Origin of the sequence: Pseudoxanthomonas gei, from assembly GCF_010119615.1 — a bacterium.
Classification (GTDB): Bacteria; Pseudomonadota; Gammaproteobacteria; order Xanthomonadales; family Xanthomonadaceae; genus Pseudoxanthomonas_A; species Pseudoxanthomonas_A gei.
In genome coordinates this window covers 115,023-139,005 of sequence record NZ_QOVG01000001.1, presented here as the reverse complement: position 1 = coordinate 139,005, position 23,983 = coordinate 115,023, and the positions used below count along the sequence as shown (strand labels likewise).

Here is a 23,983-nt window from a genome sequence, read left to right as displayed (position 1 = left end):
GGCCTACACTGCGGCCATCAGCGAAATCTGATCCCCGGGGATGCACTGGTTTCGACGGGGGTTGCGAAATTGCCTGGTGCATGCCGAGGGGGCGACTTTCCTCGTTAATCCAGTAGCAAACTTCTAGTTGCCAACGACGACAACTACGGTTCGGACTTCGCTCTCGCCGCCTAAACAGCAGTGTGAGTTGTAGTTCTAAAGCCGCCTAAGGCGAACCCCCGAACCCACTTGTGCCCGTGCTCGTGGATGTAGGGTCATTATCACGGAACCGGCTGTGACGGCTGCCTGTCAGTCACGGCTTAACCAAAACAGGCTGGTCTCCGGGTGCGCTTTGCGTGCCGTGCTGCTCGGGGATGAGACCTAACGGAACGCTAAGCATGTAGTACCGGGGATGGAGTACCTTCGGACGCGGGTTCGATTCCCGCCATCTCCACCATCCAGTGTAGAAACGGGCCGCGAAAGCGGCCCGTTTTTTTTGGGTGGGAATAGCCCGTGGTGGGCGTTGGGTTGCCGCCGCGAGCTGCTACCCGGGCATGCGGGCTACGTGGAACCCTTCTCACCATTTCCGGCGCCCCCCTGTTGAGCAGGTGTGCAGGCGGGCCTTGGTCCACCGTTTTCGCTCCGCCGCCATCGCGAACGGAGGGATGGCAATGGTGGGCCGGGGCCCACCCTACTCCGCTTCTGCGGGCGCGCCCATGTTGCCCTTGCTGTACATGCCGGAGCGGTCGAAGCAGCAGGCGCGGCGGCTGCCGCTGGCGAGTTTGTCGCAGGCCACAGCGATGCGTTTCTCGCGGGTCTCAGCCTTCTTGCCGGACGTGATCCAGTGGATCCAGTCGCGCCGCGCCACCGTAGTGATGTCGGCCCAGGTCGCCTTGGCAGCGGCGTTGCCGGCCAGCGCCTGTTTCAGGTCGGCGGGCACGCTGGGTTCGGGTTCCTTTTCCACCGGCGCGATTTCGAAGGCGACGCTGTCGCCGATTGCGACACCGGCCGCTTCACGCAGTTTCTTTTCCACCTTGAACCAGTGGCTGCCCTGCCCGTCCGGCTCCAGCGTGGCCTGGAACGCCTGGCCTTCCATCGTGCCGTCGACGGTGACCATGCTGCGCGTGGGCAGTTGCTTGCTGGCGGCGGCGGGCAGCACCACGAAACTCCAGGTGGCGGCCTTCGGCTCTGCGGGGCGGGAGAGCTTCGCCTTGAAGATGATGGATGCGACGGGCTTGGCCATGGGCAAAAGGTACACCGCGCCCGGCGCCGCTTCCAGATCATCTCGCGCAGGCTGTGCGGGCCCGGAGTGGGATCACCCCGTGGCCCGCGCAAGCCCCCCACGGCACGTCCACCGCAGTCACTGCACGCGGACCCGGGAGAAACAGTTAGTGCTCGCGCGGCCGCGTGTTGAGCCGCGAGTCCCTGCAGATGTAAACATCGCTGCGCAGGCTGCAGGGCTGGTCCCAGGCCAGCGAGTAGTTGTGCAGCGGATGGTGGTCGGCCCACAGGTCGAAGCGGTCGACGACGACCTGCCGGGTCGAGCCATCATGGGAGCGCAGGCAGAACTCGGACCACTTCATCTGCCTGAAGCAGGAGCCGTTGCTCTGGCTCTGCCAGTCCTGGTCCGCGGTGGCATCGAGCCACGAGAAGTCGGTCATGCGTTTCCCCTTGGGGGGATGAGTACCCCGACCATCTCACAGCGGCGATGAACCGGGTGCCCGCATTGGGGTGGCGCAGCCCTGAGTCAGCACCTCATCAGCACAGAGCGTGTTTTGTTGGCTGTTGCACACGTCATCGTGGTCGACCCCGCAGGACAGGCATTGCACCGGAGGCCTGCGGGATCCTGCGGCCCTGTCGCATCGGTTGCACCGTCTTCAGCCTGCGCGCGCGGGCAGCACCCGCGGGTTGCGCAGCACCAGCGCCGACACCAGCGACACCAGCACGCCGACCGGGAAGATTTCGGAGAAGGTCATCGGCAGGCGGAACATCGGGTTGGCGTACTGGACCTTGAACGCGTCCATCTCCGCAGTGAGCTTGGCCAGCGCCGCCGGGTCGATGCCCTTGGCCCGCTGCGCGGCGATCACCGATTCGGCGTAGCTGCCGGCGAAGTCCTTCACGATCGTGGCCTGCACCAGTTCCCATGCGGCCACGTAGAACAACGCGGCGATGAACGAGATCGCCAGCCCCATGCCGAACGCGGGCCAGAACCGGATCACCCCGCCTCCGCCGACGTCGCGCTGGTGCTTGATGCCCACGAACACCGCGCTGAAGGCCACCAGCATGGTGGCGTAGCCCACCGCCATGCCCAGCCCGCCATGCGGCATCTGCCCGCCGGTCGCGGCGAACGTGGCCACCATCGCGCCGCCCACCACCAGCCCCGCAATCACGCCGTACTTCAGGATGTCACGCCACATGCCCCACCTCCGTTGCTGTGCGAATTGGAGCGCGATTGCAGGCCATCGGCGGCGTTGCGTCCATCGTCCGAAAGGGTGATTTCGACCGGATCACCCGTCGTCACGACCGTTCAAGGCACCAGGCCCAGCTCGCGCGCGCGGCGCAGGGCGTCGGTGCGGCGCCGCGCTTCGAGCTTTTCCAGCAGCCGGGCGACGTGGGTTTTCACGGTGTTGGGGGAGACGTGCAGCCGGGCCGCGATCTCCTTGTTGGAATGGCCGGCGGCGATCTGCTGCAGCACCTCCAGTTCGCGCGGGCTGATGCCCAGCGCCGCGACCGCCTGGGGATTGCCCTCGCCCTGCTCCCCCGGCGGGCGCCGCGCCAGCAGGCGCACGCCCAGCCACACGCCCAGGGCCAGGAACCCGGTCGCCAGCAGCGCCTCGTACACCACCGAGGCATGGCTGCGCACCAGTCGCTGGTAGTCCAGCCATTGCAGGAGCAGCGTGCCGGCCGCGAGCAAGGCGGCATACAGCGCGATCTGGGTCCAGGGGACGGGGAAACGGTGGGGTCGCATGGGTGCATGCTACTGCGCGGTGGTGTGGGAAGGCAGTGGTGGAAGGGAAGCCGACCGGACCGGGTAGCCCGGATAAAGCCGAAGGCTGCACCCAGGGGCTTCTATCGCGAGGCGTCGAAATGCCCCGGATGCGTTGCGCTTAGCCGGGCAACATTGGCTCACATGGTTCTGACGTAGAGGTGGCTATTGCACTTTGGGCATGCGGGTAACCCTGCATCATTGCTATCCCAAGCGAATGGGCAGATTACGCATTCAAACTTCTTCACTTCTCCAGCCTGAGTCTTGAACGGCATGGTCATTGGAATGACAGCAGTATCCGACACATATCTGCTCAATTGCTCCAGGGCCGACTCCCTGGCTTTTTTGTAGCGCGGATGGAATACCCAACGTTTGGAGCGCAAGTCATGCGCAATGAATCGCTCAAGTAGCGCGGCATAGGTTTCCCCTTTGAGCTTCGCTTCCGAAAACAGGGGCTGTAATCCACTGAGGTCGATGGCGATCACACCGCATTTCCTCTCTTCCATTTGCTCGGACTGTAGTGCCTCCGGCAGCGGCCGGCCGGGATGAAGGAAGTAAATGACGAATCGGAACTCGCCAATCAGTCCGCGAAGGTCGACCGGGACACCGGCAAAATCCCTTTCAACCTCGACGTTCGTGAGGGTCACTGTCCTTGCTTCCGTGACCAAGAACTTTCGTTCTCTTGGCCGACTGTAATCGCTCGTCTGGTACGAGACCTTGTCCGTCCATGTCGGCAGGTCGATCTGCATCGATTGCCCGATCACCTGGCGCGCCATCATCCGCACCGAAACGAAGAACGAGAAATGACATTCGTTATGCGTCCGTGTGAATGTGCCCCGGGTCAGGTGCGCAAAGTGCCATTGATTCACCTCTCCATGCTTCGCTACAAGCGGAGCTCGGCACGAGGGGCAAATACACCCCGACGCCTTGCCACGCTGAACTTCGGCGACATCCACCAACTGATTGGAGGCTTCATGGAGTCCAAACGGAACAAGAGTGAGATCCATGTCCCTCGATCCGATTAGCTCTTATCGAACTTGATGGTGAAATTGTTCCCATCGAAATCAGTGACCCGCCCGATCCATTCCGGCCTGGCCTTGAACGTATTCTTGGCCTTCGAACCGTCGCCGCCGCCCTCTATCAAGGCCACGTTATCCGTCTTGGCTATGACCAGCCGCACCGGACGTTGATCTGCGAAAACCAGCTCCAGGTGTTTTGCGAACAGGCGGTTCCCATTACCGGTCCAGCGGCTAAGAAGGTCGCGATAGACCAACTGCCCCTCTTCGGAAGAAATTCTGTGGAACCAGAGACTGGCCACCCATTCGTCATCCGTAAGTGCGGAAACCGCCCATTGATGATTGACCAGTTTCGCCCCATACCGGGCGAACTCCGAAGTTATTCCCAAAACCTTCCCCTCTTCTGTTTCCGAAGCGCGCCTGCAGCCTATACCGCAGTTTCAGCGTCGGCTTCTTGAGCAAGGAATGATTCTGCGACTTCCCATAGTGACTTGCCATCCTCACGCACCCAGTGCCAATTTCCGTTCACACCGCCTGGATCCGTATTGTCTGGGTGGCTTTCTTTGAAAATCTTCCATGCTAGCGCAGAGACGGCGTACTCCTGACCATCTTTCTCCCACAATACTGCATTGCTTTGGCCACGCTTGCCGGTAATTGTTGCGTGAAAAACTGGATTAGCGTCTTCATACTTGATCCACGTTGGCAGTGCGTTCTTTAGAGAAAGCTTCTGTCCTTCGGCGACCAGCGCATTATCAAGAAGAATCTTCATGGTCTTTGGCCGTGCTCGACGGCCCACCGATTCGCGTTGCTCCTGCTTCTGTTTAATATCAATCAGATACTGCTTTGCTTCTTGCAGGGGAATCACTAGCTTCGGAACGATGACGACTTTCCCGTCAACTTTATAGGGAGTAATCGATACGCAACTTATGTCGATCTTGGATGCCCGTAGCCACAGCACGGTTGTGGTTATTTCCTGCGAAAAACCTTCCGAACATAGAATGATTCTCGGCTGCGTTGATAGTTCGACAAAAGAATCTGATTCCACAAACTCTATGATCTGCTCTTTGGCGTCGAGATCTGACAAAACCTCATTGTCATATTTCTTTTTATATGCCAGATAGTACGGAACCAGCTTCTCAATTGTCATGGATGACACCATTGCGGCATATCGTATTGCCTGCAAATCAGCGTATCCGGCAGCGGCATCGCGCTTTAACTCAATTACAACCAGATTTCCTTGCCGATCTACGGCCAGAAGATCCAGACGGTCGCTGCTATTGCTGAACCGGTCGAATTCAATACTAACGACAAGCAGATCTTCGCCAAGAATCTCTGGGCTGGACCTAACCCATTCCTGGATATGAGTCCGCTCCCATATATTCAGGCCAACGAAACTGCTTTGTGCAATTTTCATCGCCTTGCTTGAGTCGCTGGAAATCGAGTAAATCATGTCCTACCACCCCTATGATCGTCTGAATACGGCACTCGCCGCCTCCGTGCTTTTGCTCTTGCCTAACTGCCTCCGCGCTTGTTGCGATGGTCGTGAGCCCGATCACAATGCAGCGTTGGCATCGTCAGGTCTCGCTTATGCGTACAGATATTTCTGAAACCCCACAAACACCTCCCGTATCTGCTGCGGCGTGCCCAGCTCCGCCGCTGCATCGGCTATAACGTTGTACTTGAGCCTCAACAGCGGGGACAACTTGTCCAGGTCCAGTTCGTCCACGCCCTCTTCCACGTAGTGGCTCAGCACGAACTCAAGGAAGGCCAGCTGCTTGTTGCTCTTGTAGCTCGTATTGATGGCGGCCTTGGCCTGCACCGCGCGCTCCTCGCGGGAAATCGGGGCGCGGGTATAGGCCACGTAGGCGAGCACGTCGAACAGGTCGCTGTTCTCGGCCTCGATTGCTTTCTGCATCTCGGCCAGGGCGTCCCTGCTGAAGCCTTTGTCGGCCAGGCCTAGCAGTAGCACCTTGCGGGTTGAGGGGTCGCTCCAGATTTCCCGCAACTGATCTTCGTCCCTGAAGAAGTCGGGCAAGGCACCGAACAGGCTTTCGAGGAACTGGGCGGCGGACATCGGCCGGCCGTCGGCGCTCCAGAAAGTGGTGGCCACCATGCTCTGGAGCTGGCGGACTTTGCCGTCGGCGAGCTTGACCTGGATCTTCGCAGCGCGGGGTTCCTTGGGAGGGGGATCACCAACCGGTGGTTTATCACCGCCCTCATCCTGCGGTTTGGGCGGCCTGGGGGGATCGGGCTCCAGCGGTTCGCCATCCCACTCGGGGTCGCTGAAATGCTGGTGCGCCTTGACGAAGTCGTAGACGGTGAAGAAGTCCTTGCCATCGTAAAGGCGAGTTCCGCGCCCGATGATCTGCTTGAACTCGATCATGGAGTTGATCGGCCGCATCAGCACGATATTGCGCACGTTGCGGGCGTCCACCCCTGTAGAAAGCTTCTGCGATGTGGTCAGGATGGTCGGGATGGTCTTTTCGTTGTCCTGGAACTCACGCAGAAACTGATCGCCTCGGCCACCGTCGTCAGCGGTCACGCGGACGCAGTAGAAGGGATCGGTGCTTTTGCTGGTCTGGTTGATCAGGTCACGAACCATCGCCGCGTGTTCCTGGGTGGCGCAAAACACCAGGGTCTTTTCCCGCTGATCGATCAGGTCCATGAACAACTTGACCCGGTAGGCCTCGCGTTCGCGGATGAAGATGATCTTGTTGAACTCGGCTTCGCTGTAGCGCTTGCCCTGCACGACTTCGCCTTCCACCACGGCGTCATCGGGGGTGTAGAGGTAATCGTCGATAGTCGTTGCGAACTGCTTGACCTTGAACGGGGTCAGGAAGCCGTCGTTGATGCCTTCCTTCAACGAGTAGCTGTAGACCGGCTCGCCGAAGTAGGCATAGGTGTCGGCGTTGTTACGGCGCTTGGGGGTGGCGGTCAGGCCCAGCTGCACGGCGGGCTTGAAGTGTTCCAGGATCTCGCGCCAGCTGCTTTCGTCCTTGGCGCCGCCGCGGTGGCATTCGTCGATGACGATGAAGTCGAAGAAGTCCGGCGGGTAGTCGCCGAAGTACGGGGTGTCGCCGGGTCCGCTGGTGAAGGTCTGGAAGATTGTGAAGAAGATGCTGCCGTTCTTGGGCACCCTGCCCGTCTTCTTGATCTCGTCGGGTGCGATGCGAACCAATGCGTCATCCGGGAATGCGGAGAAGGCGTTGTAGGCCTGGTCGGCAAGGATGTTGCGGTCGGCGAGGAACAGGATGCGTGGCCGGCGGGTGGGTTCACCTTCTCCCTTCCAGTCACTGAGGTTCCAGCGGCTGTGGAACAGCTTCCACGCCAGCTGGAAGGCGATGAAGGTCTTGCCGGTGCCGGTGGCCAGCGTCAACAGGATGCGGTCGTCACCGTCGGCGACGGCGTCGAGCACGCGCTGTATGGCGATGTCCTGGTAATAGCGGCCCTGCCAGGCGCCGCCCTTGTCCTCGAAGGGAATTGCGGCGAAGCGGTCGCGCCAAGCATTGGCGATGGCGAAGGTGCGCGCCCACAATTGGTCGGGACTGGGGAACGCGGCCACATCGCCCTCGGTCCCGTCGGCCATGTCCATGCCGTAAATGGTTTTGCCATTGGTGGCATAGGTGAAACGCACGGCCAGCTTGGCGGCGTAACTCTTGGCCTGGCCTACGCCCTCACTGGTCGACTTGTCCCAGGCCTTGGCTTCGACCACACCCAGCTTGGTGTTGCGGTAGACCAGCACGTAGTCGGCGATCTCGGCCTTGGCGCGCTGGCCGTTGCCTTGCAGACGGCCTTGGGTGATGGCGTGCTCGCGCAGGATGCGGCTGCCCTCGACCACGCCCCAGCCGGCGGCCTTGAGGGCCGGGTCGATGTGCTCTGCCCTGGTCTCCGCTTCGTTCATGCGTGCTTATCCCCTTGATTGGCGAGGATAACAGCCCGGGAACGCTTCAACGCGCAGTACGGGGCGTGTTGACTTCATATCACCGGGTGATACTGTTGGTCATGGCTGAAGACAAGGACGTCGAGACCCTGCTGGACCTGCATGGCAGCATTTTCGACCAGGGCGACGGCTACTGGTTGAAGATCGAGGCCTGGCGGGTGCAGCCGGACACCGGTATTCCGCATGGCATCCGCTATTGCCTGACCCTGCATGAGCCTTATGGCAAACGCATCCTTGGTTTCGACAACGCCCACGCCATCAAACCGCCGAAGAAGTTCAAGTATGCCGGTCGCGTATTCCCCTACGACCACAGGCACCGGCATGCCAGCGACAAGGGAACGCCCTACGGTTACACCACCGCCCATCAATTGCTGGTCGATTTCTTTGCCGAGGTCGACCGGGTACTGGAACAAGTGAGGTCCGCATGAAAGTCACCAAATCCGCCGGAAAACGCACCAGCCGGCCGATCACGATCGGCATCGCGTCCCAGCAGGCCATCCGCGAGCGGGCGCTGGCCATTGCCAAGGGTGCGTTGAAGCCCAAGCCGGGTGATCCGAAGGTGTGGTTCACGTCGATGAAGTCGATGGCCGAGGTGCTGAGCGATGACAACCGTGCCCTGCTGCGGGTGATCCGCGAAACCCATCCCGAATCGATTGCGGCACTGGCTGATGCCACCGGGCGCAAGCCTGGCAACCTGTCGCGGACGCTGAAGACCATGGCGCACTACGGCATCGTGGAGATGGAGCGCAACAACAACACCGTGAGGCCGGTGGCGATGGCGACCGAGTTCAAGATTCTTGCGGCCTGATCAACAGGCGCCTCAGCCAGCCCGCCATGTAGGTCCGAGCTTGCTCGGATGCTCTTGATCCTCCGCCAACCGCATCCGAGCAAGCTCCGACCTACAAGAGCAGCCGTTGTAGGAGGGGCTTCAGCCCCGACGCTTTTGGGATCACGCGCGTCGGGGCTGAAGCCCCTCCCACAGGTGAAGCCGGCAGGAAGTGGTGTGCACCGCGAACGGAATCGGTCGCGAACCTTCCGCAACCTCGCGCTCTACCTCCATGACCACGCGATCCAGGCGGTGTGCCTGCGGCTTACCGCATCCTGGTTGCAGCTGGCGCCCTGACGGGTACCATGACTGGCAAGTGGGTTGGGCGATCTTGGCCGGCGTTGTGGTTCCGGCGCGTACGCCGGGGCCCTTCGCTTCCACCCGCAGCCCATACAGCGACCGGATGGTAAAATGTGTCCATGAAAACGCTTGCCGCCAGTAACCGTCATCTAAGCACCGCTTCGGCCCGCAAGGACGGCGTGGAGCGCAATGTACGCAGTTCGTCCGCTATCGAAGGCGTCTCCAGCAAGGTATTCCGCAACGCGGCCACCGGCCAGTATGTGACCGGTTCCAAGGACCGGGGCAGGATTGTCGTCAAAGAGCAGCGGCCGAAGAAATAGCGGTCTTGCGGGTACGCCGCACCACGTTGGCGAACACTTGCTCCAAAGGCGCGTAGTTGCAGCCGACAGCCGCATGGATGGCGGCGATGTACTCCTGTTTGGCACGCCCGCTTAGCCCGCCGAAATCCAGTACTGGCAAACCTGCCTGCAATGCCATCAGGGTATTGAGCAGTCGCGCCAAGCGTCCGTTGCCCTCGCGGAAGGGGTGGATCAGGATGAATTCGGCATGGGTTCGTGCCAGTGCTGGCAACAGCTGTGTTTCGTCCATGTCATTGCACGGTGTTTGCACGGCAAGCACATCGCGTTCGTAGCTGGCCATCAACCCGTGGATGAGGTGGGCGCTGGCGAACTGGAAGCCGCCCTTGCCCATGTTGACCTGCCTGTATTCGCCTGCCCATGGGTAGATGGGGCCCAACCAGCGGAGATGCCAGTTGCACAGATCCTGCACGCTGAACTGTTGCGCTTCTCCGACTTCGTCCAGCAGCGCATCGGTGAGTTGAAGCAGCGCAGCGGTTTCGGCGGCTTGCATGTCACCGACGCGGACGATGCCGAGTTGGTTGGCGAGTACGCGGCCTCGTGATCCGGGCTGGAACGCGCCTTCGTTGCCATCAACTGCGTAGCGCCCGGTCGTCATCGTCAGAGTTGGCCGGAGAAGGCCTGGTGCAGCAGGGATTTCTTGAGGGCGTCGAGGGCGGCGAGTTTGCGACGGTATAGGGATTCGAGGCGTTGGGTTTCGACTCGCAGGGACTCCAGAATATTCGATATTTGTCGTTGCTCAGCCAAGGTAGGCAGGGAGAATTTGAAATCCTTGATCTGCTGTCCACTGATATGAGGAACGCCGATTCCTGTTTGGACGCCAAGGATGTGACGGACAAACCCTTCACTGCCAATCAAGTGCATCAGGAATCGGCTGTCTATATTGGCTCGACTACGGAGACTAGCGGTTCGCTGAACCAGTAAAGCCGGAAGATCGTCAGAAGCAATTGTCGCGCGCTTCAGACCAGCCTTAACCCAAGGGCGATCCATGGCCAGAACGACATCATCCTCCCGAAGCCAGTAGCGCTTGTAATCTTCAACATCATTGGCCGACCATTTCTTCACGTCATCCCATCGCAGGCGGCCCTGAACGATGTTATCGCCCCGGAGCAGGCGGACGCCATCGTCGTTATCCGTGTATTTTGCGCTCTTGAATGCGAAGCCAACAATCAAGTCGATCACCTCGCCAAGCGTTGTCGATTTCCGACCATCGGCATGCTGAGTAAATACGGATTGGATATGAGCCTCAAAGATCGCGCGAGCGTTCCGGAGGTTCTTTTCGGCGTTGGCTTTGGCGGTGGCGATGCCCGCAAGCGCATCGTCGAGGATGCGGACGATCCGTTGCTGCTCATGGAGCGACGGAAAGGTTATTGCAAAACTCTGTATGTCTCCTTTCGATATGAAAGGCTGCCCCGCGCCTCGTTGCGGAAGTTCAACGAACGTTAGTAGGTAATAGAGAAACCTGCCGGTGCACTGCCCATCTCTTGGCGTGAGCGTGATTGTGTTCTTGATCGCAGTGAAGTCTTCGTCGGGGAAAAACATCTTCCCACATTGCGCACCGATGGCTGACAAGACAGGTGTGTGTTTGGAGTGCTCCTTGTGGCCAATTCTTCCATCACACCCAGCAGCAGACACCGCGAGAAATTCACCACCAGCGACATACGCAGCTTTTGTCAGGTCTGTATTACCCCAGTCGACGACACACAAGTCTTTTAATGTCGCTCGATGCCACCCATTACTCATAACAGCGCCCCGATCCCAGCCAGCACCTCGGCACTCTGCACATCCAACCCAGCAATCTCCTCGAGAATCTCCTGCGGACTGCGATGCACAACTACTTCGCCACTATCCGGATTCTTCACCGACAGATCGAACGTCGCCTCATCAATGCCTGCCGCATCCACCCGCCAACTCTTGCCCGACACCCCAAACGTCTTCTGCAACGTCACAAACTCGACCAAGTCCGCATCATTCAACGGGTTGGTCTTGCCCATATTGCGACTGGGATCCAGCGCGTAATACCAGACGCTGCGCGTCGGCGCGCCCTTCTCGAAGAACAACACCACCGTCTTCACGCCCGCACCCAGGAACGTACCGCCCGGGCAGTCCAGCACCGTATGCAGGTTGCAGCTTTCCAGCAGCAACTTGCGGATGCTGGTCGACGCATTGTCCGTATTGGACAGGAACGTATTCTTGATGACGATGGCCGCACGGCCACCCGGCTTCAGGCTCTTGATGAAGTGCTGCAGGAACAGGAACGCCGTCTCCCCCGTCTTGATCGGGAAATTCTGCTGCACCTCCGGCCGCTCCTTGCCACCGAACGGCGGATTGGCCAGCACGATGTCGTAGCGATCCTTGTCCTGGATATCGGCCAGGTTCTCCGCCAGCGTATTGGCGTGAACGATGTTCGGCGCCTCGATGCCATGCAGGATCATGTTCATGATACCGATGACATAGGCCAGCGACTTCTTCTCCTTTCCGTAGAAGGTCTTCTGCTGCAGCGCCTTCGCGTCGCTGGTGGACAGATTGCCTTTGCTGGTCAGGTAATCGAAGGCTTCGCACAGGAAGCCGGCCGACCCGCAGGCCCCGTCGTAGATGCGCTCGCCGATCTTCGGATCGATCACCTGGATCATGGCGCGGATCAAGGGACGCGGCGTGTAGTACTCGCCACCATTGCGTCCCGCATTGCCCATGTTGCGGATCTTCGCCTCGTACAGATGCGACAGCTCGTGCTTTTCCTTGTGCGAGCCGAAACTCAGCTCGTCCACCCGCTCGATCACATCGCGCAGGTTGTAGCCGGACTGGATCTTGTTCTTGATCTCGCCAAAGATCTCGCCAATCTTGTATTCCAGCGTCTGCGGCCCACTGGCCTTGGCCTTGAAGCCATGCAGGTAGGGAAACAGCCTGGCGTTGACGAAGTCGCGCAGGTCATCGCCGATCATGGCCGCGTTGTGGTCGACTTGGCCGTCCTTGCCCCTGGGCGCGGCCCAGCTCTCCCAGCGATACGGCTTGTCCAACAGGAAGGTGTACTTCCGGCCTTCCAGCTCCGCTTCCATTGCCTTTTCGCGCTCCAGCGCGTCCAGGTACTTCAGGAACAGCAGCCAGGACGACTGCTCGGTGTAATCCAGCTCGCTGGTGCAGCCGGCATCCTTGTGCAGGATGTCGTCGATGTTCTTGAAGGTCTGTTCGAAAGCAGAGCCACGGCCTGCCGCCGGCCGGCCTGGCTTGGGCGCAGGCGCCGCTTTTTGCGGTGGGATTGCCGTCTCTTCGGTCGACGCTTTGAAGTCCGCAACGCGCACCGAGCCCCCTCTGCCGCGCCCCGCCACGATCGCACCGGATTCGATCAACCCGTCCTTGACCCGTTCGTAGGTGGATTCCTGCCACCCCAATTCGCCACGCAGCTTGCCGTTACCGGCGGACCCTCCCAACTCCTGGAGGGCGGCTATGAAACGTTCGTTGTTCTTCTCGGACATGGACTCTTCTTGTTGTTTTCCGGCCAGCGCAGCACCCGCAATGCAGGTCCCCTGGGTCGATCTTACCGGGGGCGTCAGAGTTTCCCTAAAAACCAATGTGGGCAGGGGCAGTGACTAGAACGTGGATCGTCCCATCCTCCACCCACACGACGAAAGCTGAAGCAACTTCTCGCTTGCCCTTGCCGGTAGGTGACTGTTCCGGGCGACGTACTGCGTTCCGTCGCTCCGCCAGATACCTGGCTTCAATCCAGCACACGCCCGCGCAGTTCTTCCCGCATGCGTTTGAAGGTGTCTTCAGTTACGACCTTGCCGGGTCCGGTATTGGCGCCTTCCAGCAGCAGATTGCGCAGCTTTTCCACATCACGCTGCCGCGAGACCAGTTCGCATAGATATTCGCTGCGGGACCCGTAGCCCTTTGCGCCGATCTGGGCGTCAATGAAGTCCTTGAGGTCGTCGGGCATGGATATCTTCAGGGTGGCCATGGCGAACCTTGTGGCGAGTGTCACGGGACTGTGTTCCTCAAGCGGCGCACCTGCAACATTCACGGACCTTGGTCTGCCTCCCCCTTGGCAAAGGGGGATTGAGGGGGATTTGCTCTGGCCTTTCGGCTGAGGGACCGCCCAAGCAAGATCAAGATCAAGATCAAGATCAAGAGCAAATCCCCGTCGCCCGCTGCGCGGGCGCCTGCCCCCTTTGGCAAAGGGGGCGTTTCGGGCCGGCCGGGTGAGCGGCTGCGGGGCTGGGCCTGCTGGGGGTGGTCGGGCACGTCGCGGGCCCGTAGGAATTCCCCTACCCAAATTGACGCAAATGCCCTACCCCACAACGGGCAGTCCGCTGATTTCCGCGCCCGTCTTCCCCTGCCACGCTTCCCCTCGTCCCGCCGCACACCCAAAAACGCGGCGGGGCACGACCGGCCCGGGTCCCCGGGTCACCCACTGATCAGATCGAACATGGAGAGTTACCGATGAGCCTCAACCTTATCTCGCTGGACATCACCCCCGAACAGCAGGCCGCGGCCCTGGCCGCCCTGGCCCAGGTGGAGGCCGCCCTGCCCGGGCTGCTTTCGCTGGAACCGGACGAACGCCGCAAGCTGCTGTGGATGGGCGACAAGAGCGAAGTGTTCTGCCGCACCACCATCCGCGTGCTGGGCGACAACCCCGACATCGTCCCGCCCATGCTGGACGTGGCCGGCGCCCAGGCCGACTTCGTGACCCTGGACCGGCTGCGCCCGGTGTTGGAACGGCTGGGACGGCTTTATTCCCAGCTGGACGACACCACCGCCGCCTTGGGCAACGACATCATGGATGTATCCCTGGACGGCTACGGCCAGATCAAGCTGGTCGGCGATGCCTACGGCCTGAAGGAACTGCGGAAGGAGATTGGCGGGCGCTTCGCACGCCCCTCTCGCAAGTCCAGCGATTCCAACCCCGCTGCCTGAGCGGGAACCGCAACAGGAAAAAGCCGCCGCACAGGCGGCTTTTTTTTATGGAAGACAGCCGCGCGGGGTCGCCGAGCCGGCGTGCGGGGTCGGCAAGCCCGCGCGTGGGGTCGCGGACCCCGTGCGTGGGGTTCGCGAGGCGGCGCGTGGGGTGCTGGAGTCGGCGCGCGGGGTCGCCAAGCCCGCGTGTGGGGTCGTGGACCTCGTGCGTGGGGTTCGCGAGGTGGCGCGCGGGGTGCTGGAGTCGGCGTGCGGGGTCGCCGAGCCCGCGTGCGGGGTCGCGGACCCCGTGCGTGGGGTTCGCGAGGTGGCGCATGGGGTGCTGGAGTCGGCGTGCGGGGTCGCGGACCCCGTGCGTGGGGTTCGCGAGGCGGCGCGTGGGGTGCTGGAGGTGGCGCACGGGGTTGCTGAGCCCGCACGCGGGGTTGCGGAGCCAGCGCGCGGGGTGTTTGGGCAGGCACCCGGAGTCGCCGAGCCTGCGTTCAAGCCGGGGAGCCTGTGTTCAAGCTGCGGTCCGCTCGACACACCCCGCTCCCACTGCCTGTCGCCCAAAAAGAAAGGGCCGCTTGCGCGGCCCTTTCCTGGTCACTGGTACAGCCTGGGGATTACGACTTCAGCGGCAGCACGCGGATCTCGACACGGCGATTCAGGGCACGGCCCGAATCGTTGTCGTTGCTGGCCACCGGACGGGTCTCGCCGAAGCCGACGATCTCGAAGCGCTCGCGTACCAGGCCCTTGCCGATCAGGTAGTTACCCACCGAATTGGCGCGCTGGATGGACAGGGTCTGGTTGGCGGCATCGCTGCCGACGCTGTCGGTATGGCCGGACACTTCCACGATGGTCTGGTTGTACTGCGCCAGCGTGGAAGCCACGTTGTCGAGCGCCGGATAGAACTGCGACTTCAGGTTGGCCTTGCCGAAATCGAAGGTCACGCCATCGGGCAGGTTGAGCTTGATCACGTCGCCGTCGCGGCTGACTTCGATGCCGGTGCCGGCCGTCTGGCGGCGCAGCTCGGCTTCCTGGCGGTCCTGGTAGGCGCCGATCGCGCCACCGGCCAGACCACCCACGCCCACGCCAACCAAGGCGCGCTGGCGGCGTTCGGTGGCGTCGCCACCACTGAGCAGGCCGGCCACTGCGCCGATGCCGGCGCCAATCAAGGCGTTGTTGCGGGTGCGGTTCGGATCGTTGGGGTCGCTGGTCTGGCCCGTGTAGGTGGCGCAACCGCCAAGCGTGAGCGTGGCGATGAGGGCGGCGACCGTGGCCTTGATTGCTTGTGTCTTCATTTCAGAATTCTCCTTGACTGGAACCGGGTGGTTGGCCCGGGCAAAGTACCCAACAACGGAGATCTGCTGGCTAAAGCCAGGTGAAGACGTTAACTTTTCATTGGGATCCGTTCAGTTTGCAGACGCCATCAGCTTTTCTGCCGCGGCCGCGTCCAGGCTGTGGTCCCAGTCGCCCATCAGCGCCAGGTAAAGAAGCTTTTCAAACTCGGGGCCGAAGCGCTTGATGACCGCATCCGGATCCGGCACCAGCTTGGCATCGGAAATCAGACCGAAATGGACCTTGTTGTTGTAGCTCAGGATCGAGATGCCGATGCCGACGGAGCCGGTCTGCGGCACCCAGAACATCATCTCCCGCATCGCGCTGCCGCCCATGTACAACTGCTGGTGCGGGCCCGGCACGTTGGTCGCCACCGCAGTGGCCTTGCGGCTGAACAGGTCCAGGGCCATGCCCTGCACCGCCGCCGGCGCCATGCCCAGGGCGGCCAGCAATCCGAACGTGACCACGGCTTGCCGCGAGTTCTTCAGATCGGTCATGCAGCGGGCCACCCGCTCCACGCGGCGGATCGGATTGTCCTCGCCCACCGGCAGCTCCAGGAACACCAGTCCGAAGTGGTTGCCCAGCTTCTTGGCGTGTTCCAGCGGACGCAGGTTCACCGGCACGGTGGCGCGCAGGGTCACGCCTTCGAGGCATTCGCCACGCTCCAGCATGTAGCTGCGCAAGGCCCCGGCGGCGGTGGCCATCAGCACGTCGTTGACCGTGCAGTCGCAGGCGCGGCCAACGGCCTTCACTTCATCCAGGTCCAGCGGCTCGGCCCAGGCCACCCGCTTGCTTACGCCCAGGGCGCCGCGCAACAGGGTGGGCGGTTCATCAGGCAGGGCCAGTGCGGCCAGCAGTTCGCGGCCGATCTCTCCGCCTTCCTTGGCCAGCACCTTGGCCAGGCTGGGGTGGTGGTACAGGTCCATGCCCTTGTCCAGCACCTTGCCGCCGATCTTCATGTAGCGGCCGATGGCACCGATGCGGCGCTCCACGTTGGCACCGTCGCTTTTCAGCCACGCCGCACGCAGGTCGCTGTCCTTGACCGGCTTGCGCGCGGTATCGGTCATCGACAGCATCACCTGCACCAGGGCCATGCCATCGGCGTAGCAGTGGTGGATGCGGGCGACCACGGCCGAGCCGGTGCCGTATTTCTCGATCAGGTGGAATTGCCAGAGCGGCTTGGACTTGTCGAGCGGCGAGGAAGCCAGCTGGCTGACGAAGCGCTCGAAGGCTTTCTTCTCCGATTTCCGGTCGGCACGCCCCGGCAGCGCGGTCAGGCGCACATGCAGGTCGATGTCGAAATTCTCGTCTTCCACCCACGACGCGCCGGCAGGCGTGTCCACGGCCTTCTGCCGGAAGCGCGGATAGGCCAGGAAGCGTTTCATGATGACTTCCCTGAGCCGCTGGATGCTCATCGGCTCGTCGAACATCATCACCCCGGTGATCATCATCGGGTTGGTGGGGCGTTCCATGCGCAGCCATGCGGTATCGACCCGCGACATGGGCTCCTTGCGTGGCTTTCGCGGCGCCTTGGTCGTTGCCATCGTGCTCTCCTCTCCCCTGCCCGAGTGAAGCACGCGGCAACGAAGGGCGTCAACGCGATTCGGCGGGCGCGCTGCGCTTGTAGGCCGCCAGCGCGGCATCGCGTCCTTGGGCCAGGTCAACCATGGGCGCGCGCGGGTACGAAGGTGCCAGGCGCCTGGCCAGTTCCGCATGCAGCCACGGCGCGAAACGCGCGGCCACGGGCAGCGCTTGCAGCTCGGGAACCCAGCGGCTGATGTAAGTCGCCGCCGGGTCGAATTTCTGCGCCTGTGTAACCGGATTGAATACGCGGAAATAAGGCGAGGCATCCGCACCGGTGCCGGCGACCCACTGCCAACCCAGCGTGTTGTTGGCCAGGTCGGCGTCCACCAGCGTGTCCCAGAACCAGCGCGCCCCGTGCAGCCAGTGCTGGCGCATGTGCTTGGTCAGCCAGCTGCCGACGATCATGCGCACGCGGTTGTGCATGTAGCCGGTGGCCCACAGCTCGCGCATGCCCGCATCGACGATGGGCACGCCGGTCAGCCCATGACGCCACGCCTGCAGTTGCCTGTCGTCGCCCGGCGCCCATTCGAAATGTTCGAAGCGCGGATTGAGGTTGGCGGTGGTGGTGGCCGGAAAATGATGCAGCAGGTGATAGGCGAACTCGCGCCAGCCCAGTTCGCGTAGGTAGGCATCCACATCGGCGGCATTGGCGGCGGTGCGCACCTGTTCCAGCGCGCCCACCACGCGCCAGGGCGCGATCTCGCCGAAATGCAGGTGCGGCGACAGCAGGGAGGTGCCGACGCGATCGGGACGGTCGCGGTCGCTGCGGTAGCCATGCAACGCGCCATCCAGGAAAACTTCGAGTGCCTCGTGCGCGCCCGCCTCGCCCGCATGCCACTTGTCCCAGAAGCCGCTGTCCCAGGCAGGCCGCGCGGCAAGACCCAGTGCATCGAGGTCCTCACTGGCGAAAGTCTCAGCGACAGACGGCAAGGTTGCCGGAACGGCCTGCGGCGCAGGCACGCGCAGGCGCCCCAGCGCATTGCGCCAGAACGGGGTGAACACCTTGTACGGGCCGCCCTGCTGGGTCGCCAGTTCCCAGGGTTCGAAAAGCAGCGCGCCGTTGAAGCTTTCGGCCACCAGGCCCTGCTCGCGCCACTCACGTTTCAGTGCGGCATCACGCGGCTGGGTGGCGGGTTCGTACTTGCGGTTCCAGAAAATGGCGTCGGCGCCGGTTTCCCGCAAGAGCGCGGACAGCGCCGGTCCGGTGGGGCCGTTGCGCAGCAGCAGGCGTGAGCCACGTGCGCGCAGGTCCGCATCCAGGGCTTGCAGCGAGCGGTGCAGCCAGGCCCGCGAAGCGCCTCCTGGTGCCCAGCCGCTCTCTTCTTCCGGCGCATGCACGTAGACCGGCACCGGCGCATAGCCTTGTTCCAGGGCCTCATGCAGGGCCGGGTTGTCGTCCAGGCGCAGGTCCTGGCGGAACCAGACCAGGGCGAGAGGCAGCGACGCGGACCTGGCCTGCACGTGCTACGCGCCGCCCGTGCCGGTGCGGGCGCTCGCGAGCGCGTACTCGCGTGGGATGCGCTCGTTGAGCCCGGTCAGGATTTCATAGGGAATGGTGCCGGCGGCCTGCGCCACCGCTTCGCAATCGATCATCGCATCGCCCTGGCGACCGATCAGCACCGCTTCGTCACCGTTGTAGGCGCTGCCGGCCGGGCCGATGTCGACCATGAACTGGTCCATGCAGATGCGGCCCACGATGGGATGGCGGTGGCCGCGCACCAGCACTTCGCCGCGCGAGGACAGCGCGCGCGGGTAACCGTCGCCGTAGCCGATGGGAAGGGTGATGACACGCGTGTCCGACCCGGCGGTCCAGGTCGCGCCATAGCTCACGGTACGACCGGCTTTCACCACCTTGAAGTACACCACGCTGGACACCAGCGACAGCGCCGGCTTCAGCGGAAAGCTGCGCCGGGATGCCGGGTCCGGCAGCACCCCGTACAGCACGATGCCCGGACGCACCATGTCCAGCCAGGTGTCCGGGAAGTGCAGCACGCCACCCGAATTTGCCAGGTGCCGCAATGGCATGGGCGCACCGATGCGGTCGAAGTGGGAGCTGGCCGCGAGGAAACGCTGCAACTGCACGGCGGTCATCGGCGAGGCCGGATCGTCGGAACAGGCCAGATGCGAATAGAGGCCCTTGACCGTGCACCAGCGCGACGCCGCGGCCGCTTCGATGAATGGAGCCGCGCTCTCGCTGTGCACGCCGATCCGCTCCATGCCGGTGTCGATCTTCAGGTGGATGACGGCCTTGCGGCCAATCGATTCGGCCGCACGCTCGACCTGGCGAAGCTTGTCGACCGAGGACACCGTCACTTCCAGGTCGTGGATGAGGAACTGGCTGACCTGCGGCGCGTGGATGCCGCCCAGCACCAGGATCGGCGCCTGCACTCCCGCGCGGCGCAGGGCCAGGCCCTCTTCGACGAAGGCGACACCCAACTGGGCGATTCCCTGCGCTTCCAGGTGGCGCGCCACCGGCACCAGGCCATGTCCGTAGGCATTGGCCTTGACAATGCCCATGACCGGCACCGAGACATGGCGCTGCAGGGCGTGCAGGTTGTGGGCCAGGGCATCCAGGTCCACGCGGATGCGCGTGGGGCGGTCACTGGCCTCGGCGCGGTAGTGGGTGCCCGTGCTGGGCGTGCTGGCAGGAAGCGTATCGGGCATCGTGGAATTGTAGCGGGCCGCCCTGGTTTGCAGCGCGAACAGGGCGCCGTGAAGCCTCCCGCATCGATCGGCGCTTGGCCTGCCGCGGCGGCGGATTGCGTAGGAATGAGGATTGCCGCCGCGCAGGATCGATGATGGAAACGCCCACGCCGGACAGTTCGGTTTACCGCATCCTCTACTTCGAAGAGGTATATCCAGGCCGGGCCGCCGAAGAGCAGGCCGAGAAGCGCAAGCTGGACGCATTCGGCACCCTCGCCCGCCTCAATCCCCTGAATCGCCCCCGGCCGGAAACGGTCAAGCTTTCGAAGTGGGAACTTCGCTACGAGCCTTTCTGGCACTTGGTGGCCAGGCGCCAGGTCGATTACATGCATGAGTCGGTGTATGCGCTGCAGGTCACCAACCCGCATGCGCGCAGGATCGAGATCGCCGGCACCGCCTTCGAGATCATTCCCGCCAACGGCAAGCCGCGCGTGGATGTGCCATTGCACGAGTTCTGCCATCGCAAGATCGACGCGGTCGTGCACCAGGACGCACTCAAGCGCAATTTGAAAACGGCCAGGATGCAGGGCTACATCGACCGCTACAAAGCCGTCGAACGCAACCAGCTGGACGTGGAAGGCACCATTCCGCCGCAACTGCCGTTCAACGCGGCCGTGCAGATGGTCAAGGCGAAGCTGGCGGCCGAACCCATCGATGCCCACTCCATCGAGGCCGATACGCTGGAGTTCACCACCGCGCACCTCTACTTCCGGCCGGTGTTCGCCTTCGAGTACGCGTGGAACAACAAGCTGGGCGTGATCGAGATCGACGGCCTGACCGGCGAGGTGGTGGAGAACGGCGAATGGTTCCGCGAAAAGGTCGAAATTGCCATGTCACGCGACATGTTGTTCGAACTCGGCGCCGAGGTGGCCTCGGCGGTGGTGCCCGGCAGTGGCTATGCGGTCAAGCTGCTCAACAAGGTGACCCAGGACAAACCCGCGACCGGCACTTCCTGAGCCCGGGCAGGCACCCGCCCCGCGCGGCGGCCACGCTTATTCGAAGCTGCCCACCGCATCGTGGGCCAGGTTGTCGAAGCGGGTGTACTCGCCGAAGAACTTGAGCTTGATCGAGCCGGTGGGGCCGTTACGCTGCTTGCCGATGATCACTTCGGCCAGGCCCTTGTCCGGCGAATCCTTGTTGTAGTAGTCATCGCGGTAAATAAAGATGATGACGTCGGCATCCTGCTCGATGGCGCCGGATTCGCGCAGGTCGGCCATCACCGGGCGCTTGTCGGCGCGGGTTTCCAGCGAGCGGTTGAGCTGCGACAGCGCGATCACCGGCACATTGAGTTCCTTGGCCAGGCCCTTGAGCGAGCGCGAGATCTCGGAGATCTCGGTGGCGCGGTTTTCGCTGTTGCCCGGCACTCCCATCAGCTGCAGGTAATCGATGACGATCAGGCCGAGGTCGTGCTCGCGCTTGAGGCGGCGCGCCTTGGAGCGCAGCACGTCCGGCGACAGGCCCGGCGTGTCGTCGATGAAGATCTTGGTTTCCTTCAGCATGCGGATGGCGCTGGTGACCCGGCTCCAGTCCTCGTCCTCCAGCTGGCCGGTACGCAGGCGGGTGGCGTTGACGCGGCCGTTGGAGGAAATCAGGCGCAAGGCCAGCTGCGAGGCCGACATTTCCATCGAGAACACGGCGACCGCCTTCTTCGACTTGATCGCCGCGTACTCGGCGATGTTCAGGGCCAGGGTGGTCTTGCCCATGGCCGGCCGGGCGGCCAGGATCAGCAGGTCGGTGGGCTGCAGGCCCGCGGTCATCTCGTCGAAGTCGTGGTAGCCGGTGGGCAGGCCGGTGATGCTGCCGCCGTTCTCGAAGCGGCTTTGCAGCACCTCGAAGGCATCCTTCAGGGCGGTGTTGACCGCGGTGAAATCGGTGCGTCCGCGCGCGCCGGCCTCGGCAATGGCGAAGACGTCCTGCTCGGCCTTGGCCAGCAGTTCGGAGCTGTCGCGGCCGTCGGGCTGGAAGCCGTCGTTGATGATCGCCGTGCCGACCTCGATCAGCTGGCGCATGACCGCCTTGTCGCGCACGATTTCCGCATAGGCCACGATGTTGGCGGCCGAAGGCGTGGTGGTGGCCAGTTCCACCAGGTAGGCGCCGCCGGCGACCTGTTCGATCTGGCCTTGCGACTCGAACCACTCGCCCAGGGTGACCGCGTCATAGGGGCGGCTTTTCTCCGCCAGTTCGCTGATCGCCCGATAGATGAGCTGGTGGTCGCGACGGTAGAAGTCGGTGTCGTTGAGCTTGTCGTTGATGCGGTCGTAGGCCTCAGGCGCCAGCATCAACCCGCCCAGCACCGCCTGCTCTGCCTCGATGGAATGCGGTGGCACGCGCAACTGTTCGATGCGGGCGTCGTGCTGGTCGTAACGGAAGCCGGGGCGTGCGGACATGGTGGCGGGGTATTCCTTTGCGAAGCTTGCCTGTGCCAGGCCGGTGATGAGGGGCGCGCGGGTGAAACGCATCGCCTGGAGGTTCCAGTCCGCCATCGTAGGTGCTCCGCCTGTGTACCCGCGATGGCACAACCTGTGGATAAGTACGATTGCTTGTAGCCGGCGACGGTCTCAGCCGCTGCGATACCGGTCCGGGCGCCGGAAACAGAACGGGCGCCTTGCGGCGCCCGTCCGGGTCTTGCTTGCGGCAGGATCAGGCGTCGGCGATGACGATGACCTTGACCGTGGTTTCGACGTCGGCATGCAGGTGAACCAGCACGTCGTACTCGCCGATGTGGCGGAACGCGCCTTCGCCGAGGATGACTTCGCTCTTCTCCAGCGGATGGCCGGCCTTGGTGAAGGCATCGGCGATATCGCGCGGACCGACCGAACCGAACAGCTTGCCTTCGGTGGCGGCATTGGCGCTGATGGTGACGCTGGCGCCTTCCAGCTTGGCGCGACGCGCTTCGGCTTCGTCATGCACGGACTTGGCCTTGGCCTCGTAGTCGGCGCGCTTGGCTTCGAACTCGGCGACGTTGGCGGCGGTGGCCGGCACGGCCTTGCCCTGCGGCACCAGGTAGTTGCGGCCATAGCCCGGCTTCACATCGACCTTGTCGCCAAGGACGCCGAGGTTGGTCACTTTCTGCAGGAGGATCAGTTGCATGGTTTTATTCCGTATTCGTTAGCGGGTTGATCCCGCAGCGGTGGGCTGTCCGAATGACAGTGGAGTGGTGAAGGGTCAAGAGTGAAGTCGCCCGCTGCGCGGGCTGCAAAGAATGAAAGGCTTCTACTCTTTGCCATTTACAGGCGGCAACAGCCGCCGACTTCACCCCTTACCGCAAAATCAATTGTCGTGGCTGTCCGTGTACGGGATCAGGGCCAGGAAGCGCGAACGCTTGACGGCCGTCTGCAGCTGGCGCTGGTAGCGCGCCTTGGTGCCGGTGACGCGGCTGGGGACGATCTTGCCGGTTTCGGTCAGGTACTGGCGCAGGGTGTTGAGATCCTTGTAGTCGATCTCTTTCACGCCCTCGGCGGTGAACTTGCAGAACTTGCGGCGACGGAAGAACTTGGACATGGCGGTACTCCTTATGCGGCTTCGGCAGAGTCGGAATCGGTTGCGGCGGCGGCTTCAACCACTTCGCCACCCTCCTCGTCATCGCGACGGCGACGCTCGCCACGCTCCGGCTTGTCGCCCTTCTCGTCCTTGCTCTTCATGATGATCGACATTTCGGTGTCGGCTTCATCGCGCTTCATGATCAGGTGGCGCAGCACCGCATCGTTGAAGCGGAAGCTTTCGGTCAGTTCGGCCAGGATCGCCTGTTCGACTTCGATGTTGAACAGCACGTAATGGGCCTTGACCAGGTTCTGGATCGGGTACGCCAGCTGACGGCGGCCCCAGTCTTCCAGGCGGTGGATCTTGCCGCCGCCATTTTCGACCAGCGTCTTGTAACGCTCGATCATGGCCGGCACTTGCTCGCTCTGGTCAGGGTGGACCAGGAACACGACTTCATAATGACGCATCGTTGTAACCCTTTCGGATGTGGCCCTGATGGGCCGGACAGCCCCCCGGCCGTCCCCCGGCTGAAGATGGGGGGACGCGGTGGGGCAAGGAATCCCGCAAGCCAGGCCCGCGGGA

Annotated in this window: 25 protein-coding genes and 1 other RNA gene; 6 read left to right on the top strand and 20 right to left on the bottom strand. The window is 62.7% G+C overall.

The window, feature by feature from the left end; translation table 11 throughout:
- The first annotated feature begins 36 nt into the window (after positions 1-36).
- Positions 37-436, top strand: a transfer-messenger RNA (tmRNA) gene (gene ssrA / locus DT603_RS00570).
- A 234-nt stretch (positions 437-670) separates the two neighbouring features.
- On the opposite strand, the gene DT603_RS00565 is transcribed toward ssrA, so the two are convergent.
- From DT603_RS00565 to hsdR, 8 genes are all read right to left on the bottom strand, one after another.
- On the bottom strand, positions 671-1,222 hold the full coding sequence (locus tag DT603_RS00565; RefSeq protein WP_162347909.1) for a YdeI/OmpD-associated family protein: 552 nt from the start codon (positions 1,220-1,222) through the stop codon (positions 671-673).
- A 145-nt stretch (positions 1,223-1,367) separates the two neighbouring features.
- Complete coding sequence (locus tag DT603_RS00560) at positions 1,368-1,640, bottom strand: hypothetical protein (protein ID WP_162347908.1); 273 nt, start codon at positions 1,638-1,640, stop codon at positions 1,368-1,370.
- Between the two features lie 216 nt (positions 1,641-1,856).
- Positions 1,857-2,396 (bottom strand): DUF4199 domain-containing protein, encoded by a 540-nt coding sequence (locus DT603_RS00555; protein WP_162347907.1) that lies wholly within the window; start codon positions 2,394-2,396, stop codon positions 1,857-1,859.
- A 110-nt stretch (positions 2,397-2,506) separates the two neighbouring features.
- Positions 2,507-2,947 carry a LuxR C-terminal-related transcriptional regulator gene (locus tag DT603_RS16175; protein WP_162347906.1) on the bottom strand — a complete coding sequence of 147 codons (441 nt, stop codon included), beginning with the start codon at positions 2,945-2,947 and terminating at the stop codon, positions 2,507-2,509.
- Positions 2,948-3,105: 158 nt separating this feature from the next.
- Entirely contained in the window at positions 3,106-3,972 is an 867-nt protein-coding gene (locus DT603_RS00545; RefSeq protein WP_162347905.1) for a competence protein CoiA family protein, read from the bottom strand.
- A 14-nt stretch (positions 3,973-3,986) separates the two neighbouring features.
- A complete protein-coding gene (locus DT603_RS00540; protein ID WP_162347904.1) occupies positions 3,987-4,370 on the bottom strand; it encodes a hypothetical protein in 384 nt (127 codons plus the stop codon).
- Positions 4,371-4,408: 38 nt separating this feature from the next.
- Positions 4,409-5,431: a PDDEXK family nuclease gene (locus DT603_RS00535; protein ID WP_162347903.1), complete on the bottom strand. Its 1,023-nt coding sequence runs from the start codon at positions 5,429-5,431 to the stop codon at positions 4,409-4,411.
- A gap of 135 nt (positions 5,432-5,566) precedes the next feature.
- The gene (gene hsdR, locus DT603_RS00530) at positions 5,567-7,882 is read right to left on the bottom strand and encodes an EcoAI/FtnUII family type I restriction enzme subunit R (protein ID WP_162347902.1); all 2,316 of its coding nucleotides are present in this window, start codon (positions 7,880-7,882) and stop codon (positions 5,567-5,569) included.
- 101 nt (positions 7,883-7,983) lie between these two features.
- Here hsdR and DT603_RS00525 point away from each other — a divergent pair, with 101 nt between their 5' ends.
- The 3 genes from DT603_RS00525 (at position 7,984) to DT603_RS00515 (ending at position 9,367) form a co-directional block, all read left to right on the top strand.
- Positions 7,984-8,349, top strand: coding sequence for a toxin-antitoxin system TumE family protein (locus DT603_RS00525; RefSeq protein ID WP_162347901.1), 366 nt, complete (start codon positions 7,984-7,986; stop codon positions 8,347-8,349).
- On the top strand, positions 8,346-8,729 hold the full coding sequence (locus DT603_RS00520) for an HVO_A0114 family putative DNA-binding protein (RefSeq protein ID WP_162347900.1): 384 nt from the start codon (positions 8,346-8,348) through the stop codon (positions 8,727-8,729). The genes DT603_RS00525 and DT603_RS00520 overlap by 4 nt, the downstream gene beginning before the upstream one ends.
- A 437-nt stretch (positions 8,730-9,166) precedes the next feature.
- On the top strand, positions 9,167-9,367 hold the full coding sequence (locus tag DT603_RS00515) for a hypothetical protein (protein ID WP_162347899.1): 201 nt from the start codon (positions 9,167-9,169) through the stop codon (positions 9,365-9,367).
- Here DT603_RS00515 and DT603_RS00510 read toward each other — a convergent pair.
- The 4 genes from DT603_RS00510 to DT603_RS00495 all read right to left on the bottom strand — a co-directional run bounded on the left by DT603_RS00510 (position 9,342) and on the right by DT603_RS00495 (position 13,382).
- Entirely contained in the window at positions 9,342-10,001 is a 660-nt protein-coding gene (locus DT603_RS00510) for a Fic/DOC family protein (RefSeq protein ID WP_162347898.1), read from the bottom strand. The genes DT603_RS00515 and DT603_RS00510 overlap by 26 nt on opposite strands.
- A gap of 2 nt (positions 10,002-10,003) precedes the next feature.
- Positions 10,004-11,146 carry a restriction endonuclease subunit S gene (locus DT603_RS00505; protein WP_162347897.1) on the bottom strand — a complete coding sequence of 381 codons (1,143 nt, stop codon included), beginning with the start codon at positions 11,144-11,146 and terminating at the stop codon, positions 10,004-10,006.
- A complete protein-coding gene (locus tag DT603_RS00500) occupies positions 11,143-12,876 on the bottom strand; it encodes a class I SAM-dependent DNA methyltransferase (RefSeq protein WP_211368219.1) in 1,734 nt (577 codons plus the stop codon). Before DT603_RS00500 ends, DT603_RS00505 begins: the two co-directional genes overlap by 4 nt.
- 242 nt (positions 12,877-13,118) lie before the next feature.
- Complete coding sequence (locus tag DT603_RS00495) at positions 13,119-13,382, bottom strand: ribbon-helix-helix domain-containing protein (protein WP_343037698.1); 264 nt, start codon at positions 13,380-13,382, stop codon at positions 13,119-13,121.
- Between the two features lie 458 nt (positions 13,383-13,840).
- On the opposite strand from DT603_RS00495, the gene DT603_RS00490 reads away from it, so the two are divergent.
- Positions 13,841-14,314, top strand: a complete 474-nt coding sequence (locus DT603_RS00490; protein WP_162347896.1) for a hypothetical protein — start codon at positions 13,841-13,843, stop codon at positions 14,312-14,314.
- Positions 14,315-14,919: 605 nt separating this feature from the next.
- Here DT603_RS00490 and DT603_RS00485 read toward each other — a convergent pair.
- The 4 genes from DT603_RS00485 to alr all read right to left on the bottom strand — a co-directional run bounded on the left by DT603_RS00485 (position 14,920) and on the right by alr (position 19,882).
- On the bottom strand, positions 14,920-15,597 hold the full coding sequence (locus DT603_RS00485; RefSeq protein WP_162347895.1) for a YiaD family glycine zipper/OmpA-like lipoprotein: 678 nt from the start codon (positions 15,595-15,597) through the stop codon (positions 14,920-14,922).
- 111 nt (positions 15,598-15,708) lie between these two features.
- Complete coding sequence (locus DT603_RS00480) at positions 15,709-17,178, bottom strand: WS/DGAT/MGAT family O-acyltransferase (RefSeq protein ID WP_162347894.1); 1,470 nt, start codon at positions 17,176-17,178, stop codon at positions 15,709-15,711.
- A 49-nt stretch (positions 17,179-17,227) separates the two neighbouring features.
- On the bottom strand, positions 17,228-18,658 hold the full coding sequence (locus DT603_RS00475) for a cryptochrome/photolyase family protein (RefSeq protein ID WP_162348326.1): 1,431 nt from the start codon (positions 18,656-18,658) through the stop codon (positions 17,228-17,230).
- A gap of 24 nt (positions 18,659-18,682) precedes the next feature.
- Complete coding sequence (alr, locus tag DT603_RS00470; protein WP_162347893.1) at positions 18,683-19,882, bottom strand: alanine racemase; 1,200 nt, start codon at positions 19,880-19,882, stop codon at positions 18,683-18,685.
- Positions 19,883-20,016: 134 nt separating this feature from the next.
- On the opposite strand from alr, the gene DT603_RS00465 reads away from it, so the two are divergent.
- Positions 20,017-20,877 (top strand): hypothetical protein, encoded by an 861-nt coding sequence (locus tag DT603_RS00465; RefSeq protein WP_162347892.1) that lies wholly within the window; start codon positions 20,017-20,019, stop codon positions 20,875-20,877.
- A gap of 36 nt (positions 20,878-20,913) precedes the next feature.
- On the opposite strand, the gene DT603_RS00460 is transcribed toward DT603_RS00465, so the two are convergent.
- The 4 genes from DT603_RS00460 to rpsF form a co-directional block, all read right to left on the bottom strand.
- Complete coding sequence (locus DT603_RS00460) at positions 20,914-22,308, bottom strand: replicative DNA helicase (protein WP_162348325.1); 1,395 nt, start codon at positions 22,306-22,308, stop codon at positions 20,914-20,916.
- Between the two features lie 253 nt (positions 22,309-22,561).
- Positions 22,562-23,011 carry a 50S ribosomal protein L9 gene (gene rplI, locus DT603_RS00455; protein ID WP_162347891.1) on the bottom strand — a complete coding sequence of 150 codons (450 nt, stop codon included), beginning with the start codon at positions 23,009-23,011 and terminating at the stop codon, positions 22,562-22,564.
- Between the two features lie 180 nt (positions 23,012-23,191).
- Positions 23,192-23,422, bottom strand: a complete 231-nt coding sequence (gene rpsR, locus DT603_RS00450) for a 30S ribosomal protein S18 (RefSeq protein ID WP_162347890.1) — start codon at positions 23,420-23,422, stop codon at positions 23,192-23,194.
- Positions 23,423-23,433: 11 nt separating this feature from the next.
- Positions 23,434-23,868: a 30S ribosomal protein S6 gene (rpsF, locus tag DT603_RS00445; RefSeq protein ID WP_162347889.1), complete on the bottom strand. Its 435-nt coding sequence runs from the start codon at positions 23,866-23,868 to the stop codon at positions 23,434-23,436.
- Between the last annotated feature and the right edge of the window lie 115 nt (positions 23,869-23,983).